This is a genomic window from Bradyrhizobium sp. WSM4873, assembly GCF_055811355.1.
Genome location: NZ_JBVVPS010000020.1, coordinates 114,472 through 140,334, shown reverse-complemented (window position 1 = coordinate 140,334; position 25,863 = coordinate 114,472). Strand labels below are relative to the sequence as shown.

At 63.5% G+C, this 25,863-nt stretch carries 26 protein-coding genes and 1 tRNA gene; 11 read left to right on the top strand and 16 right to left on the bottom strand.

The features are described 5' to 3' along the window. Window positions 1-210: 210 nt before the first annotated feature. The 5 genes from rpsA to aroA all read right to left on the bottom strand — a co-directional run bounded on the left by rpsA (window position 211) and on the right by aroA (window position 5,226). The gene (gene rpsA, locus AC0L21_RS24805; protein WP_007598413.1) at window positions 211-1,917 is read right to left on the bottom strand and encodes a 30S ribosomal protein S1; all 1,707 of its coding nucleotides are present in this window, start codon (window positions 1,915-1,917) and stop codon (window positions 211-213) included. Window positions 1,918-2,183: 266 nt separating this feature from the next. Then, a complete protein-coding gene (gene cmk / locus AC0L21_RS24800) occupies window positions 2,184-2,822 on the bottom strand; it encodes a (d)CMP kinase (protein ID WP_473264359.1) in 639 nt (212 codons plus the stop codon). Window positions 2,823-2,827: 5 nt separating this feature from the next. Beyond that, on the bottom strand, window positions 2,828-3,235 hold the full coding sequence (locus tag AC0L21_RS24795) for a hypothetical protein (protein WP_473264358.1): 408 nt from the start codon (window positions 3,233-3,235) through the stop codon (window positions 2,828-2,830). Next, entirely contained in the window at window positions 3,213-3,818 is a 606-nt protein-coding gene (locus AC0L21_RS24790) for a hypothetical protein (RefSeq protein WP_473264357.1), read from the bottom strand. The genes AC0L21_RS24795 and AC0L21_RS24790 overlap by 23 nt, the downstream gene beginning before the upstream one ends. A 10-nt stretch (window positions 3,819-3,828) precedes the next feature. Beyond that, window positions 3,829-5,226 carry a 3-phosphoshikimate 1-carboxyvinyltransferase gene (gene aroA, locus AC0L21_RS24785; protein ID WP_473264356.1) on the bottom strand — a complete coding sequence of 466 codons (1,398 nt, stop codon included), beginning with the start codon at window positions 5,224-5,226 and terminating at the stop codon, window positions 3,829-3,831. Window positions 5,227-5,338: 112 nt separating this feature from the next. On the opposite strand from aroA, the gene AC0L21_RS24780 reads away from it, so the two are divergent. The 3 genes from AC0L21_RS24780 to AC0L21_RS24770 all read left to right on the top strand — a co-directional run bounded on the left by AC0L21_RS24780 (window position 5,339) and on the right by AC0L21_RS24770 (window position 6,289). After that, window positions 5,339-5,749 carry a TIGR02300 family protein gene (locus AC0L21_RS24780; RefSeq protein ID WP_007598417.1) on the top strand — a complete coding sequence of 137 codons (411 nt, stop codon included), beginning with the start codon at window positions 5,339-5,341 and terminating at the stop codon, window positions 5,747-5,749. 66 nt (window positions 5,750-5,815) lie between these two features. Next, window positions 5,816-5,891, top strand: a tRNA-Ala gene (locus AC0L21_RS24775). Window positions 5,892-6,052: 161 nt separating this feature from the next. Then, entirely contained in the window at window positions 6,053-6,289 is a 237-nt protein-coding gene (locus AC0L21_RS24770) for a GIY-YIG nuclease family protein (protein ID WP_473264355.1), read from the top strand. 2 nt (window positions 6,290-6,291) lie between these two features. Here AC0L21_RS24770 and AC0L21_RS24765 read toward each other — a convergent pair whose 3' ends face one another. Further along, complete coding sequence (locus AC0L21_RS24765) at window positions 6,292-6,753, bottom strand: MarR family winged helix-turn-helix transcriptional regulator (RefSeq protein ID WP_473264354.1); 462 nt, start codon at window positions 6,751-6,753, stop codon at window positions 6,292-6,294. Between the two features lie 153 nt (window positions 6,754-6,906). Between AC0L21_RS24765 and AC0L21_RS24760 the strand changes: the two genes are divergently transcribed. The 8 genes from AC0L21_RS24760 to AC0L21_RS24725 all read left to right on the top strand — a co-directional run bounded on the left by AC0L21_RS24760 (window position 6,907) and on the right by AC0L21_RS24725 (window position 14,365). Further along, a complete protein-coding gene (locus AC0L21_RS24760) occupies window positions 6,907-7,332 on the top strand; it encodes an organic hydroperoxide resistance protein (RefSeq protein WP_007598424.1) in 426 nt (141 codons plus the stop codon). A 173-nt stretch (window positions 7,333-7,505) separates the two neighbouring features. Continuing rightward, window positions 7,506-8,723, top strand: a complete 1,218-nt coding sequence (locus AC0L21_RS24755) for a CaiB/BaiF CoA transferase family protein (RefSeq protein ID WP_473264353.1) — start codon at window positions 7,506-7,508, stop codon at window positions 8,721-8,723. A 416-nt stretch (window positions 8,724-9,139) separates the two neighbouring features. After that, entirely contained in the window at window positions 9,140-10,456 is a 1,317-nt protein-coding gene (ugpB, locus tag AC0L21_RS24750) for a sn-glycerol-3-phosphate ABC transporter substrate-binding protein UgpB (protein WP_473264352.1), read from the top strand. A 48-nt stretch (window positions 10,457-10,504) separates the two neighbouring features. Next, complete coding sequence (gene ugpA / locus AC0L21_RS24745) at window positions 10,505-11,386, top strand: sn-glycerol-3-phosphate ABC transporter permease UgpA (RefSeq protein WP_007603953.1); 882 nt, start codon at window positions 10,505-10,507, stop codon at window positions 11,384-11,386. Beyond that, window positions 11,386-12,234, top strand: coding sequence for a sn-glycerol-3-phosphate ABC transporter permease UgpE (gene ugpE / locus AC0L21_RS24740; RefSeq protein WP_211395093.1), 849 nt, complete (start codon window positions 11,386-11,388; stop codon window positions 12,232-12,234). Before ugpA ends, ugpE begins: the two co-directional genes overlap by 1 nt. 5 nt (window positions 12,235-12,239) lie before the next feature. Further along, window positions 12,240-13,319: a sn-glycerol-3-phosphate import ATP-binding protein UgpC gene (locus AC0L21_RS24735; RefSeq protein ID WP_473264351.1), complete on the top strand. Its 1,080-nt coding sequence runs from the start codon at window positions 12,240-12,242 to the stop codon at window positions 13,317-13,319. 296 nt (window positions 13,320-13,615) lie between these two features. Beyond that, window positions 13,616-14,041, top strand: a complete 426-nt coding sequence (locus AC0L21_RS24730) for an Hsp20 family protein (RefSeq protein ID WP_027566176.1) — start codon at window positions 13,616-13,618, stop codon at window positions 14,039-14,041. A gap of 51 nt (window positions 14,042-14,092) precedes the next feature. Then, window positions 14,093-14,365 carry a BQ00720 family protein gene (locus tag AC0L21_RS24725; RefSeq protein WP_007598581.1) on the top strand — a complete coding sequence of 91 codons (273 nt, stop codon included), beginning with the start codon at window positions 14,093-14,095 and terminating at the stop codon, window positions 14,363-14,365. An 89-nt stretch (window positions 14,366-14,454) separates the two neighbouring features. On the opposite strand, the gene AC0L21_RS24720 is transcribed toward AC0L21_RS24725, so the two are convergent. The 10 genes from AC0L21_RS24720 to AC0L21_RS24675 all read right to left on the bottom strand — a co-directional run bounded on the left by AC0L21_RS24720 (window position 14,455) and on the right by AC0L21_RS24675 (window position 25,652). Next, on the bottom strand, window positions 14,455-15,567 hold the full coding sequence (locus tag AC0L21_RS24720; protein ID WP_473264350.1) for a tetratricopeptide repeat protein: 1,113 nt from the start codon (window positions 15,565-15,567) through the stop codon (window positions 14,455-14,457). Window positions 15,568-15,670: 103 nt separating this feature from the next. Further along, window positions 15,671-16,132, bottom strand: a complete 462-nt coding sequence (gene ptsN, locus AC0L21_RS24715; RefSeq protein ID WP_027514736.1) for a PTS IIA-like nitrogen regulatory protein PtsN — start codon at window positions 16,130-16,132, stop codon at window positions 15,671-15,673. A 239-nt stretch (window positions 16,133-16,371) separates the two neighbouring features. Beyond that, complete coding sequence (gene hpf / locus AC0L21_RS24710; RefSeq protein ID WP_473264349.1) at window positions 16,372-16,977, bottom strand: ribosome hibernation-promoting factor, HPF/YfiA family; 606 nt, start codon at window positions 16,975-16,977, stop codon at window positions 16,372-16,374. Window positions 16,978-17,057: 80 nt separating this feature from the next. Continuing rightward, on the bottom strand, window positions 17,058-18,671 hold the full coding sequence (gene rpoN, locus AC0L21_RS24705; RefSeq protein WP_473264348.1) for an RNA polymerase factor sigma-54: 1,614 nt from the start codon (window positions 18,669-18,671) through the stop codon (window positions 17,058-17,060). Window positions 18,672-18,762: 91 nt separating this feature from the next. After that, complete coding sequence (gene lptB, locus AC0L21_RS24700; RefSeq protein WP_473264347.1) at window positions 18,763-19,773, bottom strand: LPS export ABC transporter ATP-binding protein; 1,011 nt, start codon at window positions 19,771-19,773, stop codon at window positions 18,763-18,765. A gap of 256 nt (window positions 19,774-20,029) precedes the next feature. Further along, window positions 20,030-20,740 (bottom strand): LptA/OstA family protein, encoded by a 711-nt coding sequence (locus AC0L21_RS24695; RefSeq protein ID WP_473264346.1) that lies wholly within the window; start codon window positions 20,738-20,740, stop codon window positions 20,030-20,032. A gap of 5 nt (window positions 20,741-20,745) precedes the next feature. Next, the gene (lptC, locus tag AC0L21_RS24690; RefSeq protein ID WP_473264345.1) at window positions 20,746-21,474 is read right to left on the bottom strand and encodes an LPS export ABC transporter periplasmic protein LptC; all 729 of its coding nucleotides are present in this window, start codon (window positions 21,472-21,474) and stop codon (window positions 20,746-20,748) included. Between the two features lie 155 nt (window positions 21,475-21,629). Further along, window positions 21,630-22,244, bottom strand: coding sequence for a ribonuclease D (locus AC0L21_RS24685; protein ID WP_007603964.1), 615 nt, complete (start codon window positions 22,242-22,244; stop codon window positions 21,630-21,632). A 118-nt stretch (window positions 22,245-22,362) separates the two neighbouring features. Continuing rightward, window positions 22,363-23,883: a glycosyltransferase family protein gene (locus AC0L21_RS24680; protein WP_473264344.1), complete on the bottom strand. Its 1,521-nt coding sequence runs from the start codon at window positions 23,881-23,883 to the stop codon at window positions 22,363-22,365. Then, window positions 23,880-25,652 carry a hypothetical protein gene (locus AC0L21_RS24675; protein WP_473264343.1) on the bottom strand — a complete coding sequence of 591 codons (1,773 nt, stop codon included), beginning with the start codon at window positions 25,650-25,652 and terminating at the stop codon, window positions 23,880-23,882. Before AC0L21_RS24675 ends, AC0L21_RS24680 begins: the two co-directional genes overlap by 4 nt. Window positions 25,653-25,863 lie beyond the last annotated feature (211 nt).

Genomic DNA, 25,863 nt, shown 5'->3' with positions numbered 1-25,863 from the left:
AAGCAGGTTCCCGGCGAGAGGATGCCGCAAAAAGGGATTGACTAACCAAGGCCCGTTACAGAAGCCCGGATGGAGCGAAGCGCAATCCGGGAGAATCCCCCCGGCCGCACGAATCCCGGATTTCGCTTCGCTCCATCCGGGCTACGACCTCAACAACAAAAAAGCCCCGGCTCACGCCGGGGCTTTGATGCAGCGAAACCTGCGGTTCGCTTACTTGGTGTCGCGGTTCTTGAGCGCGGTGCCCAGGATGTCGCCGAGCGTCGCTCCCGAATCGGAGGAGCCATACTGCGCGATGGCTTCCTTCTCTTCGGCGACTTCGAGCGCCTTGATCGACACCTGCACCTTGCGGGCCTTCTTGTCGAACTGGATCACGCGGGCATCGACCTTCTCGCCGACGGCAAAGCGTTCGGCGCGCTGATCGTTGCGGTCACGGGCGAGCTCCGAGCGCTTCACGAACGTGGTGAAGTCGGTACCGGTGATCTTCACCTCGATACCGCTCTCCTTCACGTCGATCACTTCGCAGGTCACGACCGCGCCCTTCTTGACATCACCCGGCTCGGCGAAGGGGTCGCCTTCAAGCTGTTTGATTCCAAGAGAAATGCGCTCCTTCTCGACGTCCACATCGAGCACCACGGCCTTCACCATGTCGCCCTTCTTGTAGTTGTCGATCACCTGCTCGCCCGGCTGCTTCCAGTCGAGGTCGGAGAGATGGACCATGCCGTCCACGTCGCCCTCAAGGCCCAGGAACAGACCGAACTCGGTCTTGTTCTTGACTTCGCCCTCGACCGTCGAACCGGTCGGATGACCTTCGACGAAGACCTCCCACGGGTTGCGCATGGTCTGCTTGAGGCCGAGCGAGATGCGGCGCTTGACGGAATCCACTTCCAGCACCTGCACTTCGACTTCCTGCGAGGTCGAAACGATCTTGCCGGGGTGCATGTTCTTCTTGGTCCACGACATCTCGGAGACGTGGATCAGGCCTTCGATGCCCGGCTCGAGCTCGACGAACGCGCCGTAGTCGGTGATGTTGGTGACGCGACCGGTGAAGCGGGCACCCAGCGGGTACTTGGCTTCGATGCCCTGCCACGGATCGTCCAACAGCTGCTTCATGCCCAGCGAGATGCGGTGCGTCTCGTGGTTGATCTTGATGATCTTGACCTTCACGGTCTGGCCGATCGAGAGCACCTCGGTCGGATGGTTGACGCGGCGCCACGCGATATCGGTGACGTGCAGCAGACCGTCGATACCGCCGAGATCAACGAACGCACCGTAATCGGTGATGTTCTTGACCACGCCGTCGATGACCTGACCCTCTTCGAGGTTCTGCACCAGCTCCTGACGCTGCTCGGCGCGGGTCTCTTCGAGAACCGTGCGGCGCGACACGACGATGTTGCCGCGGCGACGGTCCATCTTGAGGATCTGGAACGGCTGCGAGTTGTTCATCAGCGGCGCAACGTCGCGGATCGGACGGATGTCGACCTGCGAACGCGGCAGGAAGGCCACGGCACCGTCGAGGTCGACGGTGAAGCCGCCCTTGACCTGGTTGAAGATGACGCCGTTGACCTTCTCGTTGTTCTGGAAAGCCTTCTCGAGCTTGCCCCAGCTCTCTTCGCGGCGCGCCTTGTCGCGCGACAGCACGGCTTCGCCGAGGGCGTTCTCGATCCGGTCGAGGAACACTTCCACCTCGTCGCCGACCTTGAGCTCGCTGTCGCGGCCGGGGCCGGAAAATTCGCGCAGGGCAACGCGGCCCTCGGTCTTCAGGCCGACGTCGATGACGGCCATGTCCTTTTCGATTGCAACAACCTTGCCCTTGATGACTGAGCTTTCCTGCAGGTTGCCGCCTGCAAAGGACTCGTCGAGCATCGCGGCGAAATCGTCGCGCGACGGGCTATAGGTATCAGCAGAAGTCGAAGCCATTTGTTCTCCAGTTGCGGATGTCATGCCGGCCGTTGGGTTCTTGGGCGCATCGTACGCGCAGTGTCGGAAGGTCCGCAGAACCTTCGAGCGACCGCTCGCTGCTCCGACCTGGAGGCGGAACAGCGGAAGCGGGCCGGCTGAGGCCCGCGCGTGCGATACGTGGAAATCTTTTGTCCGGAGCCTGGATCGCGTCGGCCCCAAGCAGGGACCGAGAGTATCGACCTCAAAGAGCGGGAGCGGGCGCTTCCTCCAATGACGGCAGCGGCTTAACCCCGCGACCGGCCCGCTCGGACAGCCTCGATAATGTCGATGGCGGCCCGGACGCCGCCTTCTATATCCAGTTGGGAGTTATCTAGCAAGTAAGCATCCGCGGCCGGTTTTAAAGGCGCAATGGGGCGGTTCTTGTCGCGTTCGTCGCGCTGGATGATGTCGGCAAGCACCGCCGCCTCATCGGCCTCCTCGCCCCGCGCCTTGGCCTCCATGGTCCGGCGGCGGGCGCGGACCTTGGGATCGGCGACGACGAAGATCTTCACGTCGGCATGGGGGCAGATCACGGTTCCAATATCCCGCCCGTCGAGCACGGCGCCGGGCGGATCGGCGGCGAATTGCCGCTGAAAGTTGATCAGGGCCTCGCGCACTCTGGGGATCGCCGAGACGATGGAGGCGCCTTCCCCGGCCTTCTGGGTCTTCAGGGCCGGATTGCCGAACTTTTCGGGATCGAGTTCCAGCGCCGCAGCGACCGCCGCCGCCTCGTCCCGGAGATCATGCCCGGACTGCATCAGGGAATAGGCCACCGCGCGATAGATCACGCCGGTATCAAGGTGACGGTAGCCGTAATGGTGGGCAAGGCGCTTGCCGAGCGTGCCCTTGCCCGACGCCGCGGGCCCGTCGATGGCGATGATCATATCACTCAAACCTTGACCGCGTGGGGACTACGGGCGCGTCGCAATGGCCGCTCCTCCGTGAAGATGTTGCGGGACGCGAATTCGGCGGGGCTCGCGTAAGTCAAATATTCTCGCATCGCATCCGATGGGGATGACGCGGTGAACCACGGCTCGGCGAGACGCCGCGCCGGATCGCAGACCCACGCCGGCACCCGCCCGAGGCGACGCTGCTTTGCCAGATATTCGGCGATCGCGCCGACAAGGGCGTCCAGCCGATCGTTTCGCGTCAATACTGGTTCGTCTTCGATGGCCTGGTACTGGGCCCTGCTCGTCCCGGCAAGATCGAATGTGTCGATGAATTCGGCCAGCGTGACGTCCTGCGGCGCGCCGGCGCGGATGCGATCGACGGCCTCAGCGAGGGTATTTGGGCGCATCCGCTCCTCCCTCCGGGTTCATGTTCTTCAAAAGGAAGCGCTGCTTTTCCGAGGAGGCTGCGCTCACCGGAAAATACCGGCCAAGCAGTGCGATGGCTTCCTCTACGGTCGCGATTCCAACCACTTTCATCAAGTTCAGGATATCGAGCCGCTCCGTCTCCCCGCGAACGGGATCCGTGACCCGGAATGCCTTCAGTTTCAACGCGAGAAGATATGCAGCGGAGGGCACTGAGACCTCAAGTCCCGGTGGCGTGCCGTCACGCGGGAAAGTGCCGAATTCGAGATGATCCGCGGCCCGGTCGGCCAGTGGGCTGAGATGAAACACCACGTGATCGTTGAACCAGTCGGCACCCCATCCATTCCTTGCGGCGATTTCGGCTGTGATCCCCTCCAGCCAATCCGGCAGCGGACGCTCGAGCTTCGAGACATCGACGTCTTCCGTCGCGAAACGAAAGTTGCTGGCAAGCATGAGGGCGGAGCCACCATAGACCGCGATCTGAAGCTTCGTTCCAGCCTCGGCCGCAGCACGGCCTATCGAATCGAAAGCGTCCAGCAAGGCATCGCGATCGAAGGCTGCGCTCATGGCAGCTTCCTCATGAAAAATCGGCCCCAAGCGAACGCATCATTGGGATGAAATCCGGAAAACTGGTGGCGATGAAGGCGGTGTCGTCGACGGTCACCGGCTGGTCCGACGCGCAGCCCATCACCAGCGCGGACATCGCGATGCGATGGTCCATGTGGGTGGCCACAACGCCGCCGCCCGGAACGTGACCGCGGCCTTCGACGATCAAATCGTCGCCGGAGACCTCGACCTTGACGCCGTTGACGCGGAGCATGGCGGCAGTGGCTTCGAGACGGTCGGATTCCTTGACACGCAGCTCCTGGAGGCCGCGCATGATGGTCGTACCCTCGGCGAAGGCGGCCGCCACCGCCAGCACCAGATATTCGTCGATCATCGACGGTGCGCGCTCCGGCGGCACTTCGACACCGCGCAATTTCGAGGCGCGTACGCGCAGCTTCGCCATCGGCTCGCCGGCGTCGCCGCGAACTTCACTTTCCTCGATCGAGGCACCCATTTCGCGCAGCGTGGTGAAAAGACCGGTCCGCAGCGGATTGGTCATGACATCGGACAGGATGATTTCGGAGCCTTCGACGATCAGCGCAGCAACGATGGGGAACGCCGCCGACGAGGGATCGGCGGGCACGACGACATTGGCGCCATGCAGCTCAGGCTGGCCCACGAGCGTGATACGGCGGCCGTGCTGACCTTCCTGCACCGAGGTGATCTCGGCGCCGAAATGCTTGAGCATCAGCTCGGTATGGTCGCGACTGGCCTCGGTCTCGACCACGGTGGTGGTGCCCGGCGCGGCCAGGGCCGCGAGCAGGACGGCGGATTTGATCTGGGCCGACGCCACCGGCGTCTTGTAGGTGATCGGCAGCGGATCGCGCGCGCCCTGGACGGTCAGCGGCAGACGACCGCCCTCGCCGCCGGCGACGACCTTCGCACCCATTTTTTCCAGCGGATCCAGGATCCGGCGCATCGGCCGGCTGCGCAGCGAGGCATCGCCGTCGAAAATCGCAGAGATCGGGCAGCCGGCGACGGCGCCCATGACGAGCCGGCAGCCGGTGCCGGAGTTGCCGAAATCCAGCGGCGCTTTGGGCTCCGCGAAGCCCGCGACACCCACGCCGTTCACCTTCCAGGCGAAATCTCCGGTGCGCTCGACCCTGGCGCCAAGTGCCTGCATGGATTTGGCGGTGTTAAGGACGTCCTCGCCCTCCAGGAGGCCCGAAATCCGCGTCTCTCCAACTGCGAGCGCACCGAGGATGAGGGCACGGTGGGAGATCGACTTGTCTCCGGGCACCCGTACTTTCCCGGTCAGGGGACCGCTGGCGCGCGACTGGAGCGGCGTCGGCTTGTCGGAATCGGTCAAGTTTGTGTCCTTGGATAGGCCCGAAACGTCCCTGCGGGACTCGCGGGGCAGGTACCACATGGTCTCCCCGCCGTCACGGGCATGTCGTTCTCCCGTAATGCGCTATTGACAGCGGGCCGCCAACTAGCCAAGTGAAGCACCGCTTTTCAGACATTCCCAGGATTCCTCTGCCGTGGCCAAGTCCGAACTCGGAACTAAACGTATTTGCCCGACCACGGGCAAAAAGTTCTATGACCTCAACAAGAATCCGGTGATCTCGCCCTATACCGGAGAAGTCGTGCCGATCGCGCCCATCGCGCCGGCTCGCGCACCCCGTGGCGCCGAAGCCCGCCACGCAGCCGCTGCCGCCGACGCCACGCCGGAGCCGGCGGAGGTCGAGGAGGTCTCGCTCGAGGAGGCCGATGCCGAGGAGAACACCGGCAAGGTCAAGGCGGTCGTGCCCGAATCCGAGGACGACATCGAAGTCGATGAGACCATCGAGGACGATGACGACGATGATTCGACCTTTATCGCCGACGACGAAGAAGGCGATGAGGACGTCACCGACATCATTGGTGATGTCGGCGGTGACGAAGAGACTTGAGATAATTCCAGAACTGTGGTTCTGGGTCTTTCCCGACGCGTCGCCCAAGGCGCGTCGGACGGTTAAGGGGCCATAGCTCAGCTGGGAGAGCGCTTGCATGGCATGCAAGAGGTCGGCGGTTCGATCCCGCCTGGCTCCACCAGCCTTCGCTCGCTTCGCGAGCTTCGGCTGGGCAAGCCCGGGAAGTCCCTCGTAGCGAAGTGAGCGAAGGCTGTCTCGCCATAGCCCGGAGGGCGACGGCGGACGAGGCAAGCACCTCAAGGCTCCTGGGAACTGCTATCCTGCCCTCAGGGAGGAAGCGGAATGAAATACGTCTATATTCTCGAAAGCCTTGATTCCGAGCACTTCTACGTTGGCATTACCGACGACTTACGAGCCCGTTTGGCAAAACATAACGCCGGTGAGGTGCCACACACGTCGAAGTACGGACCTTGGCGAATTCGGACCTATTTCGCGTTTGATGACGCGGCACGCGCTGTCGCCTTCGAGCGATACCAGAAATCTGGCTCGGGTCGCGCTTTCGCGAAGAAGCACTTCTAACCCTACTCCCCGATCACCGCGTTCAACCGATCGCGCAGCGCCACGATTTCATCCTTCATCGCGACCAGTTCCGAGACCGAGCAGTCCGACGCCGCCAGGATCGATTGCGGCACGGCGCGCGCCTTGTCCTTCAGGGCGTGGCCCTGCGGGGTTAACGCGATCAGCACCTGACGTTCGTCCTCGCTCGAGCGCGTGCGCTTGACGAGGTGGGCCGCCTCGAGCCGCTTGAGCAGCGGCGTCAGCGTTCCCGAATCCAGGAACAACTTTTCGCCGATGGTCTTGACCGGCACGTCGTCGCGCTCCCACAGCACCAGCATCACCAGATATTGCGGATAGGTCAGGCCGAGCCGGTCCAGCAGCGGCTTGTAGACGCGGTTGAAGGCATGCGCGGCCGAGTAGACCGCGAAGCAGATCTGGTTGTCGAGGCGAAGCGGCGTGTCCGCTGCAGAATGTTTCCGGGGCATCGAGAATCTCACAGGACCAGCTCCATTCTGGGGCCGGCCGTCGCCACATTCAATTGCGAACAATTAAATGTGAGACGCCATGATTTCAATTGCCCACAATCTAATTGTTTGCAATAAGGATCGCACCCCACCCGAAAACACAGGGAGACGAAAATGTCAGTGAATGTCCTTTACAAGACCAGTGCAAAGGCCACCGGCGGCCGCGACGGCCATGCTGCGACCCTCGACGGCGCGCTCGACGTCAAGCTCACCACGCCGAAGGAGCTCGGCGGCGGCGGCGGCGCCGGCAACAATCCCGAGCAGCTGTTTGCGGCGGGCTATGCCGCCTGCTTCATCGGCGCGATGAAGTTCGTGTCCTCGCAGGGCGGCCCCAAGGTTCCGGCCGACGCCTCCGTGACCTCGACCGTCGGCATTGGCCCGCGCGCGGCCGGCGGCTTCGGTCTCGACATCGACCTTGCCGTATCGCTGCCGGGCCTCGCCCGCGCGGAAGCCGAGGCGCTGGTCGAGAAGGCGCACCAGGTGTGCCCCTATTCCAACGCGACGCGCGGTAATGTCGACGTTCGCCTGACGGTCGTCTGATCGGTTAGCTGAAGCGGCCGACCCGGGATCCCTCGGGCCGGCCGCTTCCCTTGATTTGCCATCCCACGGGATTGCGGCGACGGGCCTGCATGAGGCCCTACGCGGGAAGCCATTGCCGGCTCGGACGAACCTCGTTAGGCCTGTGATCACATCGACACAGGGGACGCGAAGGCATGACTGAAGCCGCCAGTTCTGGACCTGCCACGGGCGCAATGAGCGGCCTGCGCGTCATCGATCTCACGCGCGTGCTCGGCGGTCCCTATTGCACCCAGATCCTCGCCGACCACGGCGCCGACGTGATCAAGGTCGAGCCGCCCGCAGGCGACGAGGTACGCGACTGGGGCCCTCCCTTCCACGAGGAAGACGCGGCCTATTTCATCGGCATCAACCGCAACAAGCGCTCGATCGGCCTCGACCTCGCCTCCGAGGGCGGCCAGACCGTGCTGCTCAAGATGCTGGAGAGCGCCGACGTCCTGATCGAGAACTTCAAGCCGGGCACGCTGGAGAAATGGGGCATCGGCAACGAGGTGTTGCGCGAAAAATTCCCGCGCCTCGTGCATTGCCGGATCTGCGGCTTCGGCGCCGACGGCCCGCGCGGCGGCAATCCCGGCTATGACGCCATCATCCAGGCCATGACCGGCATGATCGCGGCGACCGGCTCGCCCGAGAGCGGACCGATGCGGATCGGCGTGCCGCTGGTCGACATCGGCACCGGCCTCTATGCGGCGATCGGCATCCTGATGGCGCTGTCGGAGCGGCAGCGCTCGGGCCAGGGCCAGTTCCTGGAGACCACGCTGTACGAGACCGGTCTCGCCATCATGCATCCGCACACCGCGAATTATTTCATGCATGGCAAGCCGCCGTCGCTCACCGGCAACGAGCATCCCAACCTCGTGCCTTATGCGATCTTCCCGACCAAGACCGACGACATCTTCATCGGCGTCGGCAATGACGGCACCTTCCGCAAGCTCGCCAAGGAGATCGGCAAGCCCGAGCTCGGCACCGATCCACGCTTTGCGCGCAACAAGGACCGCATCGCCAATCGCGAAGCGCTGCGGGCCGAACTCGCCGCCGTGTTCAGCCAGCACGAGGCCGAGCCGCTGTGCAATCGCCTGCTCGCCGCGGGCCTGCCCGCAGGCCCCGTGCAGAAGATCGACCAGGCGTTGACCAATCCGCACACGATCGCGCGCGGCGATATTATCGAGAAGGACTGGTACAAGGGCGTGGCGTCCCCGATCCGGCTCGACCGCAGCAAGCCGAGCCTGCATCGCCTGCCGCCGAAATTCAGCCAGCACGCAGCCGAGGTGCTCGGCGAGTTCGGCTACTCCAGGTCCGAGATCGACGCGATGGTCGAGCAGGGCACGGTCTGCGGCCCGGAACGCAAGCGCTGAGATAAGACGAAGATCGAGCCTCACCGTAGGCGCGCTCCCTCGCCCGCTTGCGGGAGAGGGTTGGGGAGAGGGTGTCTCCGCAACGGGACAATCCCCAAGCGGAGAGAGCCCTCACCCGCGCCTTCGGCGCGACCTCTCCCGCAAGCGGGAGAGGTTTTCGAGCTCGCAGCGGCATCGGCGATCTTCCACTGCCATTCCGCGATGACGTCCAATGCCGCACTGCGGCGCGGGCGCTCTGTGCACCGCGAATGGAGGACGCTGCGCGCGCGGCATTCGCCTATTTGACGACTTCCCTTTTCCAGCGCTTGCCGCTTTCGTTTCGCCCGCTTACACAGTCATGTGAACGTCATATGGCGCTGCTAGCGCAAGCGATCATTTTTGACGGCCCAAGAGAACGGCCAAGGGAGGTTTACTTGATGGCTCTTAGAAAGTTTGGAGCGGCTGCCGCTATTGCACTCACGGTAGGACTATCGGCCTCGCCGGCCTTGGCCGCGACCGAAATCCAGTGGTGGCACGCGATGACCGGGGCCAACAACGACGTCATCGTCAAGCTCGCCACCGACTTCAACGCGTCGCAGAGCGACTACAAGGTGATCCCGACCTACAAGGGCAACTATCCCGATACGATGAACGCCGGCATCGCGGCGTTCCGCGCCGGCAATGCCCCGCACATCATGCAGGTGTTCGAAGTCGGCACCGCGACCATGATGGCCGCGACCGGCGCCGTGAAGCCCGTCTACAAGCTGATGGCCGACGCCGGCGAGAAGTTCGACCCCAAGATCTACCTGCCCGCCATCACCGGCTATTATTCGACGTCGAAGGGCGAAATGCTGTCCTTCCCCTTCAACTCGTCCTCGACCGTGATGTGGGTCAACCTCGACGAGCTGAAGAAGGCGAATGTCGAGATCCCGAAGACCTGGCCCGAAACGTTCGAGGCCGCCAAGAAGCTGAAGGCTGCGGGTCACGACACCTGCGGCTTCTCGGGCTCCTGGGTCACCTGGGTCAATCTCGAACAGCTCTCGGCCTGGCACAATTTGCCGCTCGCCAGCAAGGCCAACGGCCTCGATGGCTTCGACACCGTGCTCGAGTTCAACGGACCGCTTCAGGTCAAGCACCTCGAAACCCTGGTCGAGCTGCAGAAGACCAAGACCTATGACTACGCCGGCCGCACCAACACCGGCGAGGGTCGCTTCACCTCCGGCGAATGCCCGATCTACCTGACCTCGTCCGCGTTCTTCGGCAACGTCAAGGCGCAGGCCAAGTTCAACTTCACAGCCGTGCCGATGCCCTATTATCCCGACGTCAAGGGCGCACCGCAGAACTCGATCATCGGCGGCGCTTCGCTGTGGGTGATGGGCGGCAAGTCGGCCGAGGAATACAAGGGCGTCGCGAAGTTCCTGACCTTCCTCTCGGACACTGATCGCCAAGTCTATATCCACAAGGCCTCCGGCTATCTGCCGATCACCAAGGCGGCCTATGCGAAGGCAAAGGCTGAGGGCTTCTACAAGGATCAGCCCTATCTCGAAACGCCGCTGCTCGAGCTGACCAACAAGGAGCCGACCGAGAACTCGCGCGGTCTGCGCCTCGGCAACATGGTGCAGCTGCGTGACGTCTGGTCGGAAGAGATCGAGCAGGCGCTGGCCGGCAAGAAGACCGCCAAGCAGGCACTCGATTCCGCCGTCGAGCGCGGCAACACGATGCTGCGGCAGTTCGAAAAGACCGCCGTCAAGTGAGGCAATGAGCGGCAGGCCGCGACCCGGCCTGCCGCCTCTGCTGGCATCATGCAAAAGCAAGCCATTTTCCAGTCAAGGCTGTTACCGTACGCGCTGGTTGCGCCGCAGCTCGCGATCGTCCTGATTTTCTTCTATTGGCCGGCCCTGCAGGCGGTGATCCAGTCCTTCCTGCTGCAGGATGCGTTCGGTCTATCGACCACCTTTGTCTGGTTCGAGAATTACATCGAGCTGTTCAAGGACGCAGCCTATTTCGAGGCGATCGTCCGAACGTTCTTGTTCTCGTTCGCCATCGCCGTCTCGTCGCTGTCCTTCGCGCTGCTGCTCGCCGTGATGGCGGACAAACCGCTGCGTGGCTCGATGCTCTACCGCACGCTCCTGATCTGGCCCTATGCGGTGGCGCCGCCCGTGGTCGGCGTGCTCTGGATTTTCATGCTGCATCCCTCGCTCGGCGTGCTCTCGCGCTATCTGCGCAACATGGGCATCGATTGGAATCCGCTGCTCGACGGTGACCAGGCCGCGGCGTTGATCATCCTCGCCGCCGCGTGGAAGCAGATCTCCTATAATTTTCTGTTCTTCCTCGCCGGCCTGCAGGCAATTCCGAAGAGCGTGTTCGAAGCCGCCGCGATCGACGGCGCCCGTCCGATGCGGCGGTTCTGGACCGTGACCTTCCCGCTGCTGTCGCCGACCATTTTCTTCCTGCTGGTGGTCAACATCGTCTACGCCTTCTTCGACACGTTCGGCATCATCGACACCATGACCCGCGGCGGTCCGGGCACGTCGACGGTCACGCTGGTCTACAAGGTCTATTCCGACGGCTTGCTCGGCGGCAATCTCGGCAGCTCGGCGGCGCAGTCGGTGATCCTGATGGTCATGGTCATCGTGCTCACCGGAATCCAGTTCCGGTTCGTCGAACGCAAGGTGACCTACTGATGGTCGAGGAAGAGGGCTTCCGGCGCTACGTCGCCCACATCATCCTCTGGATCGGGATCGCGATCGTCGCCTTCCCGGTCTACATCGCGTTCGTCGCCTCGACCCAGGACAACGCGCTGATCGCCAACGGACAGATGTCACTGCTGCCGGGCGGTCATTTCTTCGAGGTCTACTACCAGACCATTTTCGTCGGCACGAGCGGCTCCACCCGCGAGCCCGTCGGCAACATGATGCTGAACTCGCTGGTAATGGCGCTGCTGATCGCGGTCGGCAAGATCGCGATCTCGATCATCTCGGCCTATGCGATCGTCTATTTCCGCTTTCCGTTCCGGATGCCGATCTTCTGGATCATCTTCATCACCCTGATGCTGCCGGTCGAGGTGCGCATCTATCCGACCTACAAGATCGTCGCAGATCTGCACATGCTCGACAGCTATGCGGGCCTGTCGCTGCCGCTGATCGCCTCGGCCACCGCGACGCTGCTGTTTCGCCAGTTCTTCATGACCGTGCCGGACGAGCTGCTGGAGGCCTCGCGCATCGACGGCGCCGGTCCCTTGCGCTTCTTCTGGGATACGCTGCTGCCGCTGTCGCGCACCAACATGGCGGCGCTGTTCGTGATCCTCTTCATCCTCGGCTGGAATCAATATCTCTGGCCGCTGCTGATCACCACCCGCGACGACATGCAGACCATCCAGGTCGGCATCCGCAAGATGATCACCACCACCGACGCGCTGACCGAATGGCCGATCGTGATGGCGACGGCCGTGCTGGCGATGCTGCCGCCGGTGTTCGTCGTCGTCGTGATGCAGAAATTGTTCGTGCGCGGACTCGTGGAGACGGAAAAGTAAATCCCATGGCTAACGTCACCCTGCGCAACGTCCGCAAGACCTACCCCGGCGGCTTCGAGGCCATCAAGGGCGTCAACGTCGATGTCGGCGACGGCCAGTTCTGCGTGCTGGTCGGTCCCTCCGGCTGCGGCAAGTCGACATTGCTGCGCATGGTCGCGGGCCTCGAGACCGTCACCGGCGGCGAGATCGACATCGGCGGCCGCATCGTCAACCAGATCGAGCCCGCCGATCGCGACATCGCGATGGTGTTCCAGAACTACGCGCTCTATCCGCATATGAGCGTCTTCAACAACATGGCCTACGGCCTGCGCAACCGCGGCATGAAGGAGGCCGAGGTCAAGAGCCGCGTCGACGAAGCCGCGCGCGTGCTCGAGCTCACATCGATGCTGGAGCGCAAGCCGCGCCAGCTCTCCGGCGGCCAGCGCCAGCGCGTCGCCATGGGCCGCGCCATCGTCCGTCAGCCCAAGGTGTTTTTGTTCGACGAGCCGCTGTCCAACCTCGACGCCAAACTCCGCATCGCGATGCGGGTCGAGATCCGCAAATTGCAGCGCCGGCTCAACACCACGTCGATCTACGTCACCCACGATCAGCTCGAGGCGATGACGCTCGCCGACATTCTCGTGGTGATGAATGGCGGCCAGGTCGAGCAGGTCGGCAATCCGCTGGCGATCTACGAGAAGCCGGCGACGACCTTTGTCGCCTCCTTCATCGGCGCGCCGCCGATGAATCTGATGTCAATTCGCGCCGACGAGATCAAATCGCAGCTCGGCAGCACCGACGCCGGCATCCTCGGCATCCGCCCGGAAGACTTCGTCATCACCGACCAGACCCCGGCGGGCGGCGTCGCGCTCCCGCTCACCGTGGAAGCGATCGAGCGCGTCGGCGCCGAAACCTTCGTCTACGGCACGCGGGCTCAGGACGAGCAGCGCATCGCCGCCAACCCCGGCGAACTGCCGCCCGGCGAGGTCATCGTGCGCATTCCTGGCTCCGAGGCGCCGCCGATCGGCGCGAAGATCCGCGTCGCAGCGACGCGGCAAAAGCTGCATCTGTTCAGCGGCGACGGCCGGACGCGGATTGAGGCCTGACCCGGTTCCGGGGGGCCGTCGATTAAAAACCGCGAAAACAACCCCATGCACAGTAGAAGGGGGTTTGTTTTCGTTGAGAAAAATCGCGCCGCAATTTCGTCGGGCCGGGCTTGTCACAGGCGTTTCGCGCCATGACGACAAGTCAGCCTTCGTGCATGGCAGAGCGGGTGAGCTGCCCATCCACAGCCCCCGGCTACGTCCTTGAACCTACACGCGGATATGCCCATATTGTTGGTCAAGGGGTGCCTTTACGGGCCCTGATGCACCAAAGTCGCTTCGAGAGGACTTTGTAAACTATGTCTCGTGTTCCCACGCTTTCCAGTCCGTTCCTTCTGGGCTTCGACGAGATCGAGCGCGTGCTCGATCGGGTCGTCAAAGGTGCCGACGGTTACCCTCCCTACAATATCGAGAGGTGCGACCGGTCGGAGGGCCAGCCGGAGCGTTTGCGAATCACGCTGGCGGTCGCCGGATTCACTCGCGACCAACTCGATGTAACCATTGAGGAAAACCAGCTCGTCATTCGCGGACGGCAGCAGGACGACAAGTCCCGGCAATACATCCATCGCGGCATCGCCGCGCGCCACTTCCAGCGCACTTTCGTGCTGGCGGAGGGGATGCTGGTGCTGGGTGCGGATCTGAAGAACGGATTGCTGGCGATCGATCTTGCCCGGCCGGAACCGGAGAGGATCGTTAAGACAATCGCTATCAATGAGCACGAATAATGGAACGAGTAGCGGACTCGACCGCTTAGTTTCTGTGAAGGAGTCGAGACCATGAGTGAAGGTCACGTTGCGTTCGAATACGAAGCCAAGAACGTCTCGCCGGAGACGCTGGCAACCCTCGGCGAAGGCCATATCGCCTATGTGAAGCAGATCCGCTCCGAGGATGTGCCGGGCCTGTTTCCCGAAGCGCCAAAGATCGCGCCGGGCCTCAAGCTCTTCGCGCTCCACGCCGCCGACGGCACGCCGATCATGCTGACCGACAGCCGCGAAGCCGCCATCGCCAACGCCTGGAGCAACGAGCTGCAAGCGGTGAGCGTGCACTAAGCACGCGCGCGTCGCACGAACGGAGTTTCAACGCGGGCATGCCTTCGAAGGAAGGCATGCCCGCGTTGCTTTTAGCAGCCGCCGAGCCATCACTTCACAAAGCCAAGTCCTTCGCGCGCCGTTTCCACCGCCCATTTGTCGCTCAGTGGCAGCGCGAGCACGCTGTTGAAATCCGCGCGCGCATGTTTGGGGTCGGACATCACCATGTAGAGGAGAGCGCGGTTGACCAGGGCGAGCTGGCTTTTGGGATCGAGCCGGATCGCCTCGTTATAGTCGGCGAGCGCGCGATCGTGCTGTCCCATGTCCCGAAACAGACTGGCGCGACTGTTGTAGGCCTCCGAATTCCCCGGCTGTAGCCGGATCACTTCGTCAAAATCGGCAAGGGCACGTTTGTCGTCGCCCTTTCCGTGCAGGACGACGCCGCGAACGAGATAGGCCTTTGCGAAAGACGGCGTAATCCTGGTAACGTCATCCAGCTCCCGGATGGTGCTGTCAGCATCGTCCTTCTTCAGAAACACCATGGCCCGGCAATAGTGGCCGCCGGCCCTTCCGGGCTCCAGACGGACTGCGCTGTCGCAGTCGTCCAGAGCCGCATCGATCTCGCCCTTGTGGGAGCGAATGGTGCTTCGCAACTCGTAGGGCCAGGCGGCGGCCGGATTGCGCTGCATCGCCTCGCTGTAGTCGGCGACGGCGTGATCGGTGTCGCCCTTCGCTGCATACGCCTCCCCTCGCATGACGAGCGCACGGTAAGCCTGCTTGGGGCTGCGTTCGATGGCCTCGGTGAAGCCTGCGATCGCGCGATCAAAATCGCCCCTGTTGAAATACTCCTCGGCGCGCGAGGTATAGGACGGCCCATAATTTGGGTCGAGGCGAATGGCCTCGTTGTAGTCGATCATGGCGTGATCGCGATCGCCTTTGGCGGAATAGGCCCGCCCGCGGCAGTGATAGGCCCGCCCGAAATTTGGATCGATCCGGATCGCGGCGCTGCAATCCTCGAAGGCGCGATTCCAGTCTCGCTTCATGTACCAGGCTTCGCCGCGCAGCTCGTAAGCAACCGCATTGGTCGCATCGGCTGCAATGACCTCGGTCTTCTCCGCGATGACGCGGTCGTTGGACGCCTCGTCGGCGCGGGCCACGGCGGTGGCGACAATGGTGACGGAGCAAAGCAGACCGAAGACCCGCCCGATCGAACCGCAAATCATCTTGCAAAATCCCCGCGCCGAAACAGTGCCGGAGACGAAATATCGCAGCGCCCGGCTGCACAATAGGTCGCAGACGGCGCTGCGTCGGTTCGAGGGAGAAGGGTTACGCCGCAGTCGCCGGCGGCAGCGCCAGCACCGAATAGATCGCCTGGGCATCGCGCGAGGCGCGGAGCTTTTTGGCGATGTCCTGGTCGCGGAGGAGACGGGCGATGCGGGCCAGTGCCTTCAAATGATCGGCGCCGGCGCCTTCGGGGGCGAGCAGCAGGAAGACGAGATCGACCGGCTGGCCATCCATCGATTCGAAATCGATCGGACGATCGAGACGGGCGAACAGGCCGAAGATCTTTTCCAGCTTGGGCAGCTTGCCGTGGGGGATGGCGACGCCGTAGCCGACCGCGGTGGTGCCGAGCTTCTCGCGTTGCAGGAGCACCTCGAACACGGAACGCTCGTTCTGCCCGGTCAGCTCGGCGGCCTTGGCCGCGAGTTCCTGAAGCGCCTGCTTCTTGCTGTTGACCTTCAATGCCGGGAGAATCGCCTCGGGCGCGACCAGATCGGTAATCGGCATGGAAGTCTTCCGAGGTGAATGAAAACGTCAGGTTCCGAATTGGCCAGCCTGGACAAAGAACCTGGGCGGGCCGACGTCGAGAAGTTCAAGCAGGAGGCGGACTTAGCTCGCCCCTGATGTGGGGGGCTTCTACTCCAACGCAATCCCGGTGCCAACTCCCGCGTGCGGCTTTGCCCCGGTCATTGTTAAGGCGGAAAGGAGCCCCGGGGCGGGGTTCCAGGGTGCCGCCCAATGGCCCCTCAGGCCTTGCCATCCGCCTTGGCCCCCGGGGGGTCGATCCAGCCGACATTGCCGTCCGCCCGGCGGTAAATGATGTTCACCCGGCCCGAGGAACCGTGCTGAAACACCAGGCAGGGCGCCCCGCTGAGGTCGAGTTCCATGACCGCTTCGCTCACGGACAGCGGCTTCAGCGAGGTGGTGGCCTCGGCGATGATGACGGGGCTGTAGCCGGTGATCTCGTCCTCGTCCTCACCTTCGCCCGGTGCCTCCAGCACGTAGCTGGTGGCATCCATGGCGGCCAGCGCCGCGGAGGCGACATGAGCCTTGCGGGCAGAGCGGTCCTTGAGCCGGCTCTTGTAGCGCTTGAGCCGCTTCTCGATCATCAGAAGCGCCTGGTCGGCACTGGCATAGGCGTCCGGCGCGTTCGAGTCGGCCTCGAGCGTGATTCCCGAATCGAGATGCAGCGCACAGTCGGTGCGGAAGCCGAAGCCGTCCTTGCTCAGCGTGATGTGGCCGGAATAATTGCCATCAAAATATTTGCGCAGGACCTCTTCAGTCCGGTCGGTGACCCGGCCGCGCAGGGCCTCGCCGACATTGACGCTCTTTCCCGAGATGCGGAGAGTCATGTGAACCTCGCTTGGTTCGTGCCTGGCCAGGATCGGGCCCGATAGCGGATCGAGAGTAGCGCGATTTGGCGCCGGCGCAATCAGGCCGGTTCGGGATTGCGGGAGCGATCGGCCATGGCGGTGGAGAGGACGTTACCAAGAGCGCTCTGCTTGTCGCGACGGCGTTGCACCGAGGAAGGAATGCGCATGGCTTCGCGGTATTTCGCGACCGTGCGGCGGGCGATATCAATGCCCGAGCCGCGCAAGCGTTCCACGATGGTGTCGTCGGACAGGATCGCGGACGGCGCCTCCGCATCGATCAGCAGCTTGATGTGGTGACGCACGGCTTCGGCCGAATGCGCTTCGCCGCCATCGGCCGAGGCGATCGAGGCCGTGAAGAAATATTTCAGCTCGAACGTGCCGCGATTGGTCGCCATGTATTTGTTGGCGGTGACGCGCGACACCGTGGATTCATGCATCTGGATGGCGTCGGCGACGGCCTTCAGATTCAGCGGTCGCAGATGCGCCACGCCATGGGTGAAGAAGCCGTCCTGCTGGCGCACGATCTCGGTTGCGACTTTCAGGATGGTGCGGGCGCGCTGGTCGAGCGCGCGCACCAGCCAGGTCGCGTTCTGAAGCGCGTCGGTGAAATAGGATTTGTCGCCGTCCTTGCCGATCTTCTTCGAGAGCTGCGAATAGTAGGTCTGGTTGACCAGCACGCGCGGCAAGGTGTCGCTGTTGAGCTCGACATGCCAGCCGCCGTCGGGACCCGGGCGGACATAGACATCGGGCACCATGGTCTGGAGCCGGGCCGAGCCGAACTTCATGCCCGGCTTGGGATTGAGCCGGCGGATCTCGCCGATCATGTCGGCGATGTCCTCGTCGTCGACGCCGCAGACTTTGCGCAAGGCTCCGATGTCGCGCTTGGCGAGGAGGTCGAGATGCTCGACCAGGGCCTGCATCGCGGGATCGTAGCGGTCGAGCTCGCGGAGCTGGATCGCCAGGCATTCGCTCAAATTGCGCGCGCAGACGCCGGGCGGATCGAATTTTTGCAGCACGGCAAGAACGTTCTCGACGTCCTGCTGCGATGCCCCCAGCCGTTCGGCGGCTTGGCCGAGATCGCCCGGCAAATAGCCAGCCTCGTCGACGAGGTCGATCAAATACTGGCCGATCATGCGCTGCGCGGCCCCGGTGAAGGCAACCGAGAGCTGCTCGGCGAGATGGTCGCCGAGCGTGGTCTCTGCGGCGACGAAGGCTTCGAGATTGTAATCCTCGTCACCGGAGGCGCCGCCGCCCCATTCGGTATAGGTGGTCGGCGCCGCATCCTGGGCGTTGCGCGCGGCCGCTTCGGCCGGTTCCTCGGAAAAGACATTGTCCAGCCCGGTGTCCATGGTCTGCTCGATCTCGGCGCGGGTGCCGAGATCCTTGCTCATCCACTCTTCCTGGCCTGGCTCGAAGGCTTCGCCCGGGCCGCCGCCGGGCTCGTCGTTGTGGCCACCGTCGCTGTCGTTGAACTGGCCGGTCTCGGCCGGGCCCTCGCCGGCGGGCGGCTCGTCATTGGCCCGTTCCAGCAGCGGGTTACGCTCGAGTTCCTCTTCGACGAACGTCGTGAGATCGAGATTGGACAATTGCAGCAGCTTGATCGCCTGCATCAACTGCGGCGTCATGACCAGCGACTGCGATTGCCGGAACTCTAATCTCTGCGAAAGCGCCATGAAGCAAGAACCGATCCCAAAAAGTTGGTCCGATTTTTGCTTATCTTAGTCCGAGCCCGATGTACACGTCTTGACGAAATCGAAAAACGGGCTAGAGGCGGAATTCCTCGCCAAGGTAAAGGCGGCGCACGTCCGGATCGGCGACGATCTCCTCCGGGCTGCCCTCGGTCAGGATTTCACCGGCATAGACGATGTAGGCGCGATCGGTAAGGCCGAGCGTCTCGCGCACATTGTGGTCGGTGATCAGCACGCCGATGCCGCGGTTGGTGAGGTGGCGGACGAGGTCCTGGATGTCGCCGACCGCGATCGGATCGATGCCGGCAAAGGGCTCGTCGAGCAGCATGTAGTTCGGACGCGTCGCCAGCGCGCGCGCGATCTCGACGCGGCGCCGCTCACCTCCGGACAGCGCGATCGACGGCGATTTCCTTAAGCGCGTGATGTTGAACTCGTCGAGCAGCGAATCGAGCTGCTGCTCGCGCTTCTTGCGCGAGGGCTCGACCACTTCGAGCACGGCGCGGATGTTCTGTTCGACGGTGAGACCGCGGAAGATCGAGGCCTCCTGCGGCAGATAGCCGATGCCGAGGCGCGCGCGCTGATACATCGGCAGCTTGGTGACGTCGTGGCCGTCGAGCTCGATCGCGCCGCGATCCGCCTTGATCAGGCCGGTGATCATGTAGAACACGGTGGTCTTGCCGGCGCCGTTGGGGCCGAGCAGGCCGACCGCTTCACCGCGGCGCACATAGATGCTGACGCCGCGCACGACCTGGCGGCTGCCAAAACTCTTTTCCACGCTATGCACAGCCAGGAAGCCCGGGCGCTTCAAGAGCTGAGGCCCGCCGGAACCGTTGGGCCTGCCGGCAGCCCTGACCGGGTGAACCGCCTGAGCCCGGGGCGGCTCGGCCTGATAGTCGCCCTGATAGTCCCCTTGGAACTGATCGGGTGCATGCATCGGTTGGTTACGGGCGATCGGCGGCGCGTCCCTGACCGGGCTGGCCACAAGACCGCCGACGCTGTCACCGAGCGCGGTGATGTCCTGACGCGCAAATCCTGGCCGGCCGCGTTTGGCGGGGCGCCGACGGAACATGCTGAAGAGATCGACCATCCCCGCCTTCTAGCCTTTCGCGACGATCCTGCGCGGTTTTCGCGCGAACTGCCGCGCCGGCCTCAGGATTCGCCGACGCAGCATGAATGAAGGGATGTCTCATGCCCAGTGAAACACGCCCGAAAAGCGGCGAACCCCGCTTCGAAAGCCCTTCGCGCTAGATACAGTCTCGGCGCGCAAGCTTCAACCTCGGATCGGGAGTGATCAACCCAAGCATCTGAAATCATTCTTCAAATTTACTTTGACTGGCTTCAGCTCATTTGGGCTTGGTTGCGCCAGGCAATTGCAGAGGTCCCGCGCCGGGCTTGCCCGCGCCTCCGGATCCGCAATCATTGCCGCCGCCCTGCGGCAGCAGCGCCTGCACCCGGCCGCTGTCGGATTCCACACGCGACACGCCCGTGGTCATGTCGACCGCCAGCCGGTCGCCGCGCAGCACGTTCTTGCACTGCGTCAAGACGACGCCCCCAAGCATGGTGATGAGGTTGGTCCGGGTGTCGAACACGGCGGTCTCGCCCGTTACCACCTGGTCCTTCTGGGTGACGACGACATTGCCGCGCGCCTCCAGCCGCTTGATCGAGGAGTTCCCCCCCGGCCCCGGCGTCGCCGACTGCATCGGCGCACCCTTTGCCGTCTTCGCCGCAGGCTGCGGCGCGGCCGGCTTGTCGCCGCCCGAATCGTAAAACACCACCAGCGTCTTCGAGGTCATGGTGGTGTCGCCCTGGATGACCTTCACATTGCCGGAGAAGGTCGCTTCCTTCTTCTTGTCGCGCATCTCGAGCGAGGCGGCTTCGATCTGGATCGGCTGATCGCGGTTCTGCGAGAAGCCCTGCATGGCGTTGGGCACGCCTTGCATCGTGCTCTGCGCGATCGCCGCACCCGTTGCGATCAGCGCGACGCCGACGGCGAGCGCGGCCGCACCAGGGAGGACGCGCCGCTTGTCATTGTTGCGCGGAAAAAACCTGATCATGAAAATCACTTTGAATTGGCAGACTTGTTCTGAGGCGTACGTGTCTTCGCCGGCGACGCAGGCTCGGCCGGCGCAGGCTGGGCGGCGGCGGGGTCGTCCAGCTTGTCGAGGTGCATCACCACATTGCCTTCGAAGCGGATGACGTCTCCGCCCTCCGTGATCCGCAGCCGGTCCGCGGTCAGCGTTCCGTTGGTCAGCTTGACGTCGACATGCTCGTCCGAGGAGACGGTGCCCTTGCCCATGTCGACGAAGGCCGAGTTCAGCCGCGCCTCGTAGCCGCTCGAGGTGCGCAGGAAGATGTCCTTGTGCAGGTCGAGCTGCTGCTGCTTGTTGTCGAACCGTCCGGTGCGGGCATCGAGGAACAGGGTCGATTGGTCTTCCATCAGCACCTTCGCGCGCAAATCGTGGAGATCGACATGATCGGGATCGGTGATGTCCTGGGTCGCGGTCTTGGCCCAGAGCTCGTAGGGCCGCTGGTCCGGGGTGAAGCCGGACATGTGCGGCGATTCCATCGTGATCTTGGTGCCTGTCACCACGAGATTTCCGGAGTCGAGCTTCACGGGGATCTGGAACGGGTTGAAGATGGTCGAGATGAGGACGAGCAGACCCATTGCCGCGGCCACTGTCGCCGGCACCGCGACGCGCAGAATCCGCACCAGGCGGCTGTGGCGCGCCGCGCTGGCGAACTTCGCCGCAAGCGCGGCGTCGTAGGTGGGATTATGGGCCGAATTCACCTGGGCTCCTGAGGTGTCGCCCGCCTTGTCCGGCTGGCGGGCGCCCCATTGTAGCCGGCAACGCCAAAATATGCAGCCAGCGACAGGCCGTTACGAAAGTGTCTGAAACGGGGCGATCGCCCAATCCGGCGCCCCACCTGCCGCCACGGGAAACGCTAGGAATGCGCGAAAATGTCCTCTTCGGCCCAGCCCTGGAGATCGAGCAAGGCGCGGGTCGGCAGGAAGTCGAAGCAGGCTTTGGCCAGCGCGGTGCGGCCTTCCCGCACCAGCATGGCATCGAGCCGCTCGCGCAGGCCGTGCAGATGCAGCACGTCGGAGGCGGCGTAGGCGAGCTGCGGTTCGGTCAGGCTGTCGGAACCCCAATCGCTCGATTGCTGCTGCTTGGAGAGGTCGACATTGAGCACCTCGCGCACGAGGTCCTTGAGGCCATGGCGATCGGTATAGGTGCGGATCAGGCGGGAGGCGATCTTGGTGCAGTAGATCGGCCCGGTCATGACGCCAAACGTCTGGTACAGCACAGCGACGTCGAACCGCGCAAAGTGGAAGATTTTCGTGTTCGCCGGATTGGCCAAAAGGGCCTTCAGGTTCGGCGCATCGGTATGACCCTTGGGAATCTGCACCACGTCCGCGCTGCCGTCGCCGGGCGAGAGCTGCACCACGCAAAGCCGGTCGCGATGCGGGTTCAGGCCCATGGTCTCGGTGTCGATCGCCACCGCTCCGGTGTAGCGGGACAGATCGGGCAGGTCGCCGCGGTGCAGGCGTACGGTCATGGCGTTTCAAACCTCAATCGAATCGGTGCGCTTTGCAGGCTAATCCCCGGGACAGACGCTGGCGAGGGCCGGCCGCGATGTATCCGCTGGCAGCCGCCGGCGCAAGCGTCAGACGCGGCTAGTAGTTCAGGCGCACGAGCACGTCGTTGACGCCGAAGGGGCTAGCGGGCGCATCGCAAGCGCCGCGCCGCGCGAAGACGCAGGCCGGCTTGTCATCGCTCATCATTGCGCAACTTCGTGGCGAGAAATCCGCCGGCAATTCGCTGGCCAGGCTCGCCGGGCCGATGATGCGGTTGAACCCGGCCTGGTGCGTCTTCACCACAGCCGGAAGTCGCCCCTTGGCCAGCGGGTCGTCCCGATAAAAGGAATAGATCGGCTTGCGGGCCGCGAGCTGCCCACGTCCGGGCACAAACGGATAGTTGATCGCGTACAGGGCCAGCCCGCAAAATTCAGGATCGGCCTCGAGCTCCGCCATCAGCTGGGCGACGCCGATGCCGCGCATCCAGTTGTCACGCATGATGAGCGTTGCGCCCGACAGACCGAGCGAGAGCAGCAGCCAGCCGCCACACACGACGGCAAGTGCCCGGGAGCGCCATGCGCTTTGCCGACGCATCATCCGGACCCAATCGGCGGAGCCAAGTGCCGCCGCGATGATAAGCAGCGCGATCGACAGGAAAATGAACCGGTATTCCTTGTGCACGATCATGCTGTGAAACGCGACGTTCACGACAGCCGCGACGATCAGCAGGGGGGCATGTCGCCAGCCGCGCCAGAGCGCCAGCAGCATCAGCAGCGTCGTGCCCGACCATAGAATCGAAGCCTGCAGAACGTAAGCGGCCGCCGGCGCGTCACCGAATTCCGATGCGCGGTCATGCAGGAGATTTTGCTGAATATTGTAGACGAGCCACGCAAACGGCGTTGAGCCGTGGGCCAGGTCGATGGCGCCGGACAGCACCAGGACGGCGCATCCGCCCGCGACCAGGGCAATCGCGTTTCGCAGGTCGCGCCAGCACGCCGCCAACGCAAACACCGCGCAAGCCGGCACATATTGAAAGCGCCAGACACAGGCGAGAGCGAGCAATGCGCCTGCGGCGAAGAGCCGGTTTCGCGCGAGCTCGCCGGTCAGCAGATAAGCCGCCGGCAGGATCGCGGCCGTCGCCAGCGGTTCGCTCAGCGTGTGAGGCGCGTAGTAGACCAGCTCGAACCAGACCACGGCGGCAAACGCCGCAACGACGGCATGCGACCTCGAGATGCGTTCGCCGAAATGCCAGGCCGTCACGACGATCGAGAGCGAGGCAAGCCCGACCACCAGGCGAGGCACGACGAAGGCGCCCCATCCGCCCGGCGCAAGCCAGTCGCCGAGAGCGACCGGCCCTGCGAACAAGGTCGGTAGAAACCAGCTCCGGATGCCGTCGCGCCATTCCCAGGTGACGACCCCCTGATGGCCAAGCAGGCGCCAGGCCGGCTCCAGATATTGATACAGCTCGTCGACGTGAACGATGTTCGGCCAGAAGGCGAGCGGCAGCCGGACTGCCGCAGCCAGCAGCAGCAATGCGCACAAGGCGCCGTACCGCGTCGCGAAGCTCTCGGCTTTGACGGCGGGCGCGATGGCGGACAGAGCTGCGGCGCTGGTCGTCATTGTCTCTTGGCTTCGCCATCGAAACCGGATTGCGGCCTGACGTAAACGGTCACGTAAGCGCCAGTGTATTGCTCACGCCAGCCTCGTCGCTCCACCAGGAACTGCCGCAGCTGTTCGTGTGCCCTGACCCACAGCACGGCGTCGATCCGGTATTTGTCGAGCACCATATCCCACGCGGACTCGTCGATCTCCCAGCTCACCAGCTTGAAATAGTCGTGCAGCAAATCGTCCGGATAGGCGGTCGCGGCGCGGCCATCGACGAACGAGCGAACGGTGCCGTGCGTCGCGAAAATCAGGTAGCCGCCGATATTCCAATGGTTCAGGACCCGCGCATCGGCGAAATGCTTTTGCAGATGGCTGGCATCTTCGCTCGACAGCATCGTCGGAAGTGCGAGCGCCGGCGCGACACGCAAGTAAGCCAGCGGCAAGGTGCCGAGACCGACGATGCCGGCGGCCAGCAACGCTCCCCGCACGTCAACGGCGGTGAGACGCCGAGGCAGCAGGCGGCTGAGGTGAAGCGCCATCGGCGCAGTCGAGAAGATGAAGAAGAACGCGATGTACCTGAACTGATACAGTCCGAGAATCAGGAACAGCCAGGACATCAATCTCGGTTCGAGCGGGATTGGCCTGGAGTTTCTGTAGCGAAGCTCGAGCGCGACGAAGGCCAGCATGTACAGGATACCCGGAATGCTGCCGGGTATTTCAATGTTGTCGTAGTAGGACCGCCATTCGGTAATATTACCCTGAACGAAGTGCCCCATCGTCGCGGCGGCCCCGGCATAGATATTCCAGCCGAGCGGATTGACGAATGTCGCAGCAAGGCACCCGATCCCCGCGAGAGCAAGGACCCTGAGATCGGCCCAGGCCGCTCTGAGCAAGGCGGCGCCGCAGAAGACGCCGATCACGAAAAAACCGAGCAGAAAGCCGCCGTGCAGATTGGCCCACAACGCCATCAACACTGGAAGCACGAACCATCGCGTTCGTCGCAGGCATTCGCGATAGAAGACGACGCAGAACAACATCGTGCATGTATTCGGCGCGACCGCGAGATACATGTTCGGCGCAACTTCGTAGGCGGGATAGAGCAGGCAGGCGAGGAAGACCGCCACGCAAACCGCAATCGCCGACGCGCCATAGCCGAGAGAGATCGCAGTCAGGATGCCGGCGATCGCTGCGCCACAGGCCACCGTCGACAGGACGAGGCCGCCGAAGCCCGCGTATTGAAGCGTCGCACTGGCAAGCGCGTCCCAGAGCCAGGACAGATTGAGCCACGGCTTGTCGCCGTGGGTGAACGACCAGGGGTCCTGCAGCGGGATGGCGTTGCGTTCCCGGATCAGATCCCCGGCCGCCAGATGCCAGCCCAGATCGTAGTGACCGAGCAGAAGCGGTGCGTTCAAGACGTAGAACAGGGAGATGAACGAGACCAGGAACAGATAAATTCCCGATCTCAGGAAGAACGGGCTGATCGCGTTCGCAACCCTGTCGAATGCCGGCTCGTGCCAGACCTGGTGCTGATCCACCGCTTCCCTCACGACAAAGCGAGCCCGCTGGCTCCGCGCTCGCCGACGGCCGGATGCGAGCCTGCCCGCTGACTTAGGGCCAGTTTGTCTAAAGTGGGGTAAATTCGGACGGTGCAATCGATGGGGTTTGGCGGAATGAAAATCGGCCCCACGGCCGGCTTCGAAAGCCTCCAAGCGGCTGTTCCGACTTGAAAATTTTAACGCCCAAGAGGCAGAGCCCGTGCGTGCCTTAACCGGTCCCGCCGTCATTATTCGTCAGCGTAGCTCCTGTTCCACATTCAGGTGAACCAACGCTGGGCCTTCGATGACCAAAGTTGCATGTATCACCTATTGGTCGAAAATCTCGCAAGTCAGGTCAAGGCGCATTCAAAGGCATTGATTGGAGAGGGCGTAGCCGAAGCCGCATACCCCCTCGTTTTTCCTTCGCACTCGCCGTCCGGCCCTTCCGCCACACCCGCCG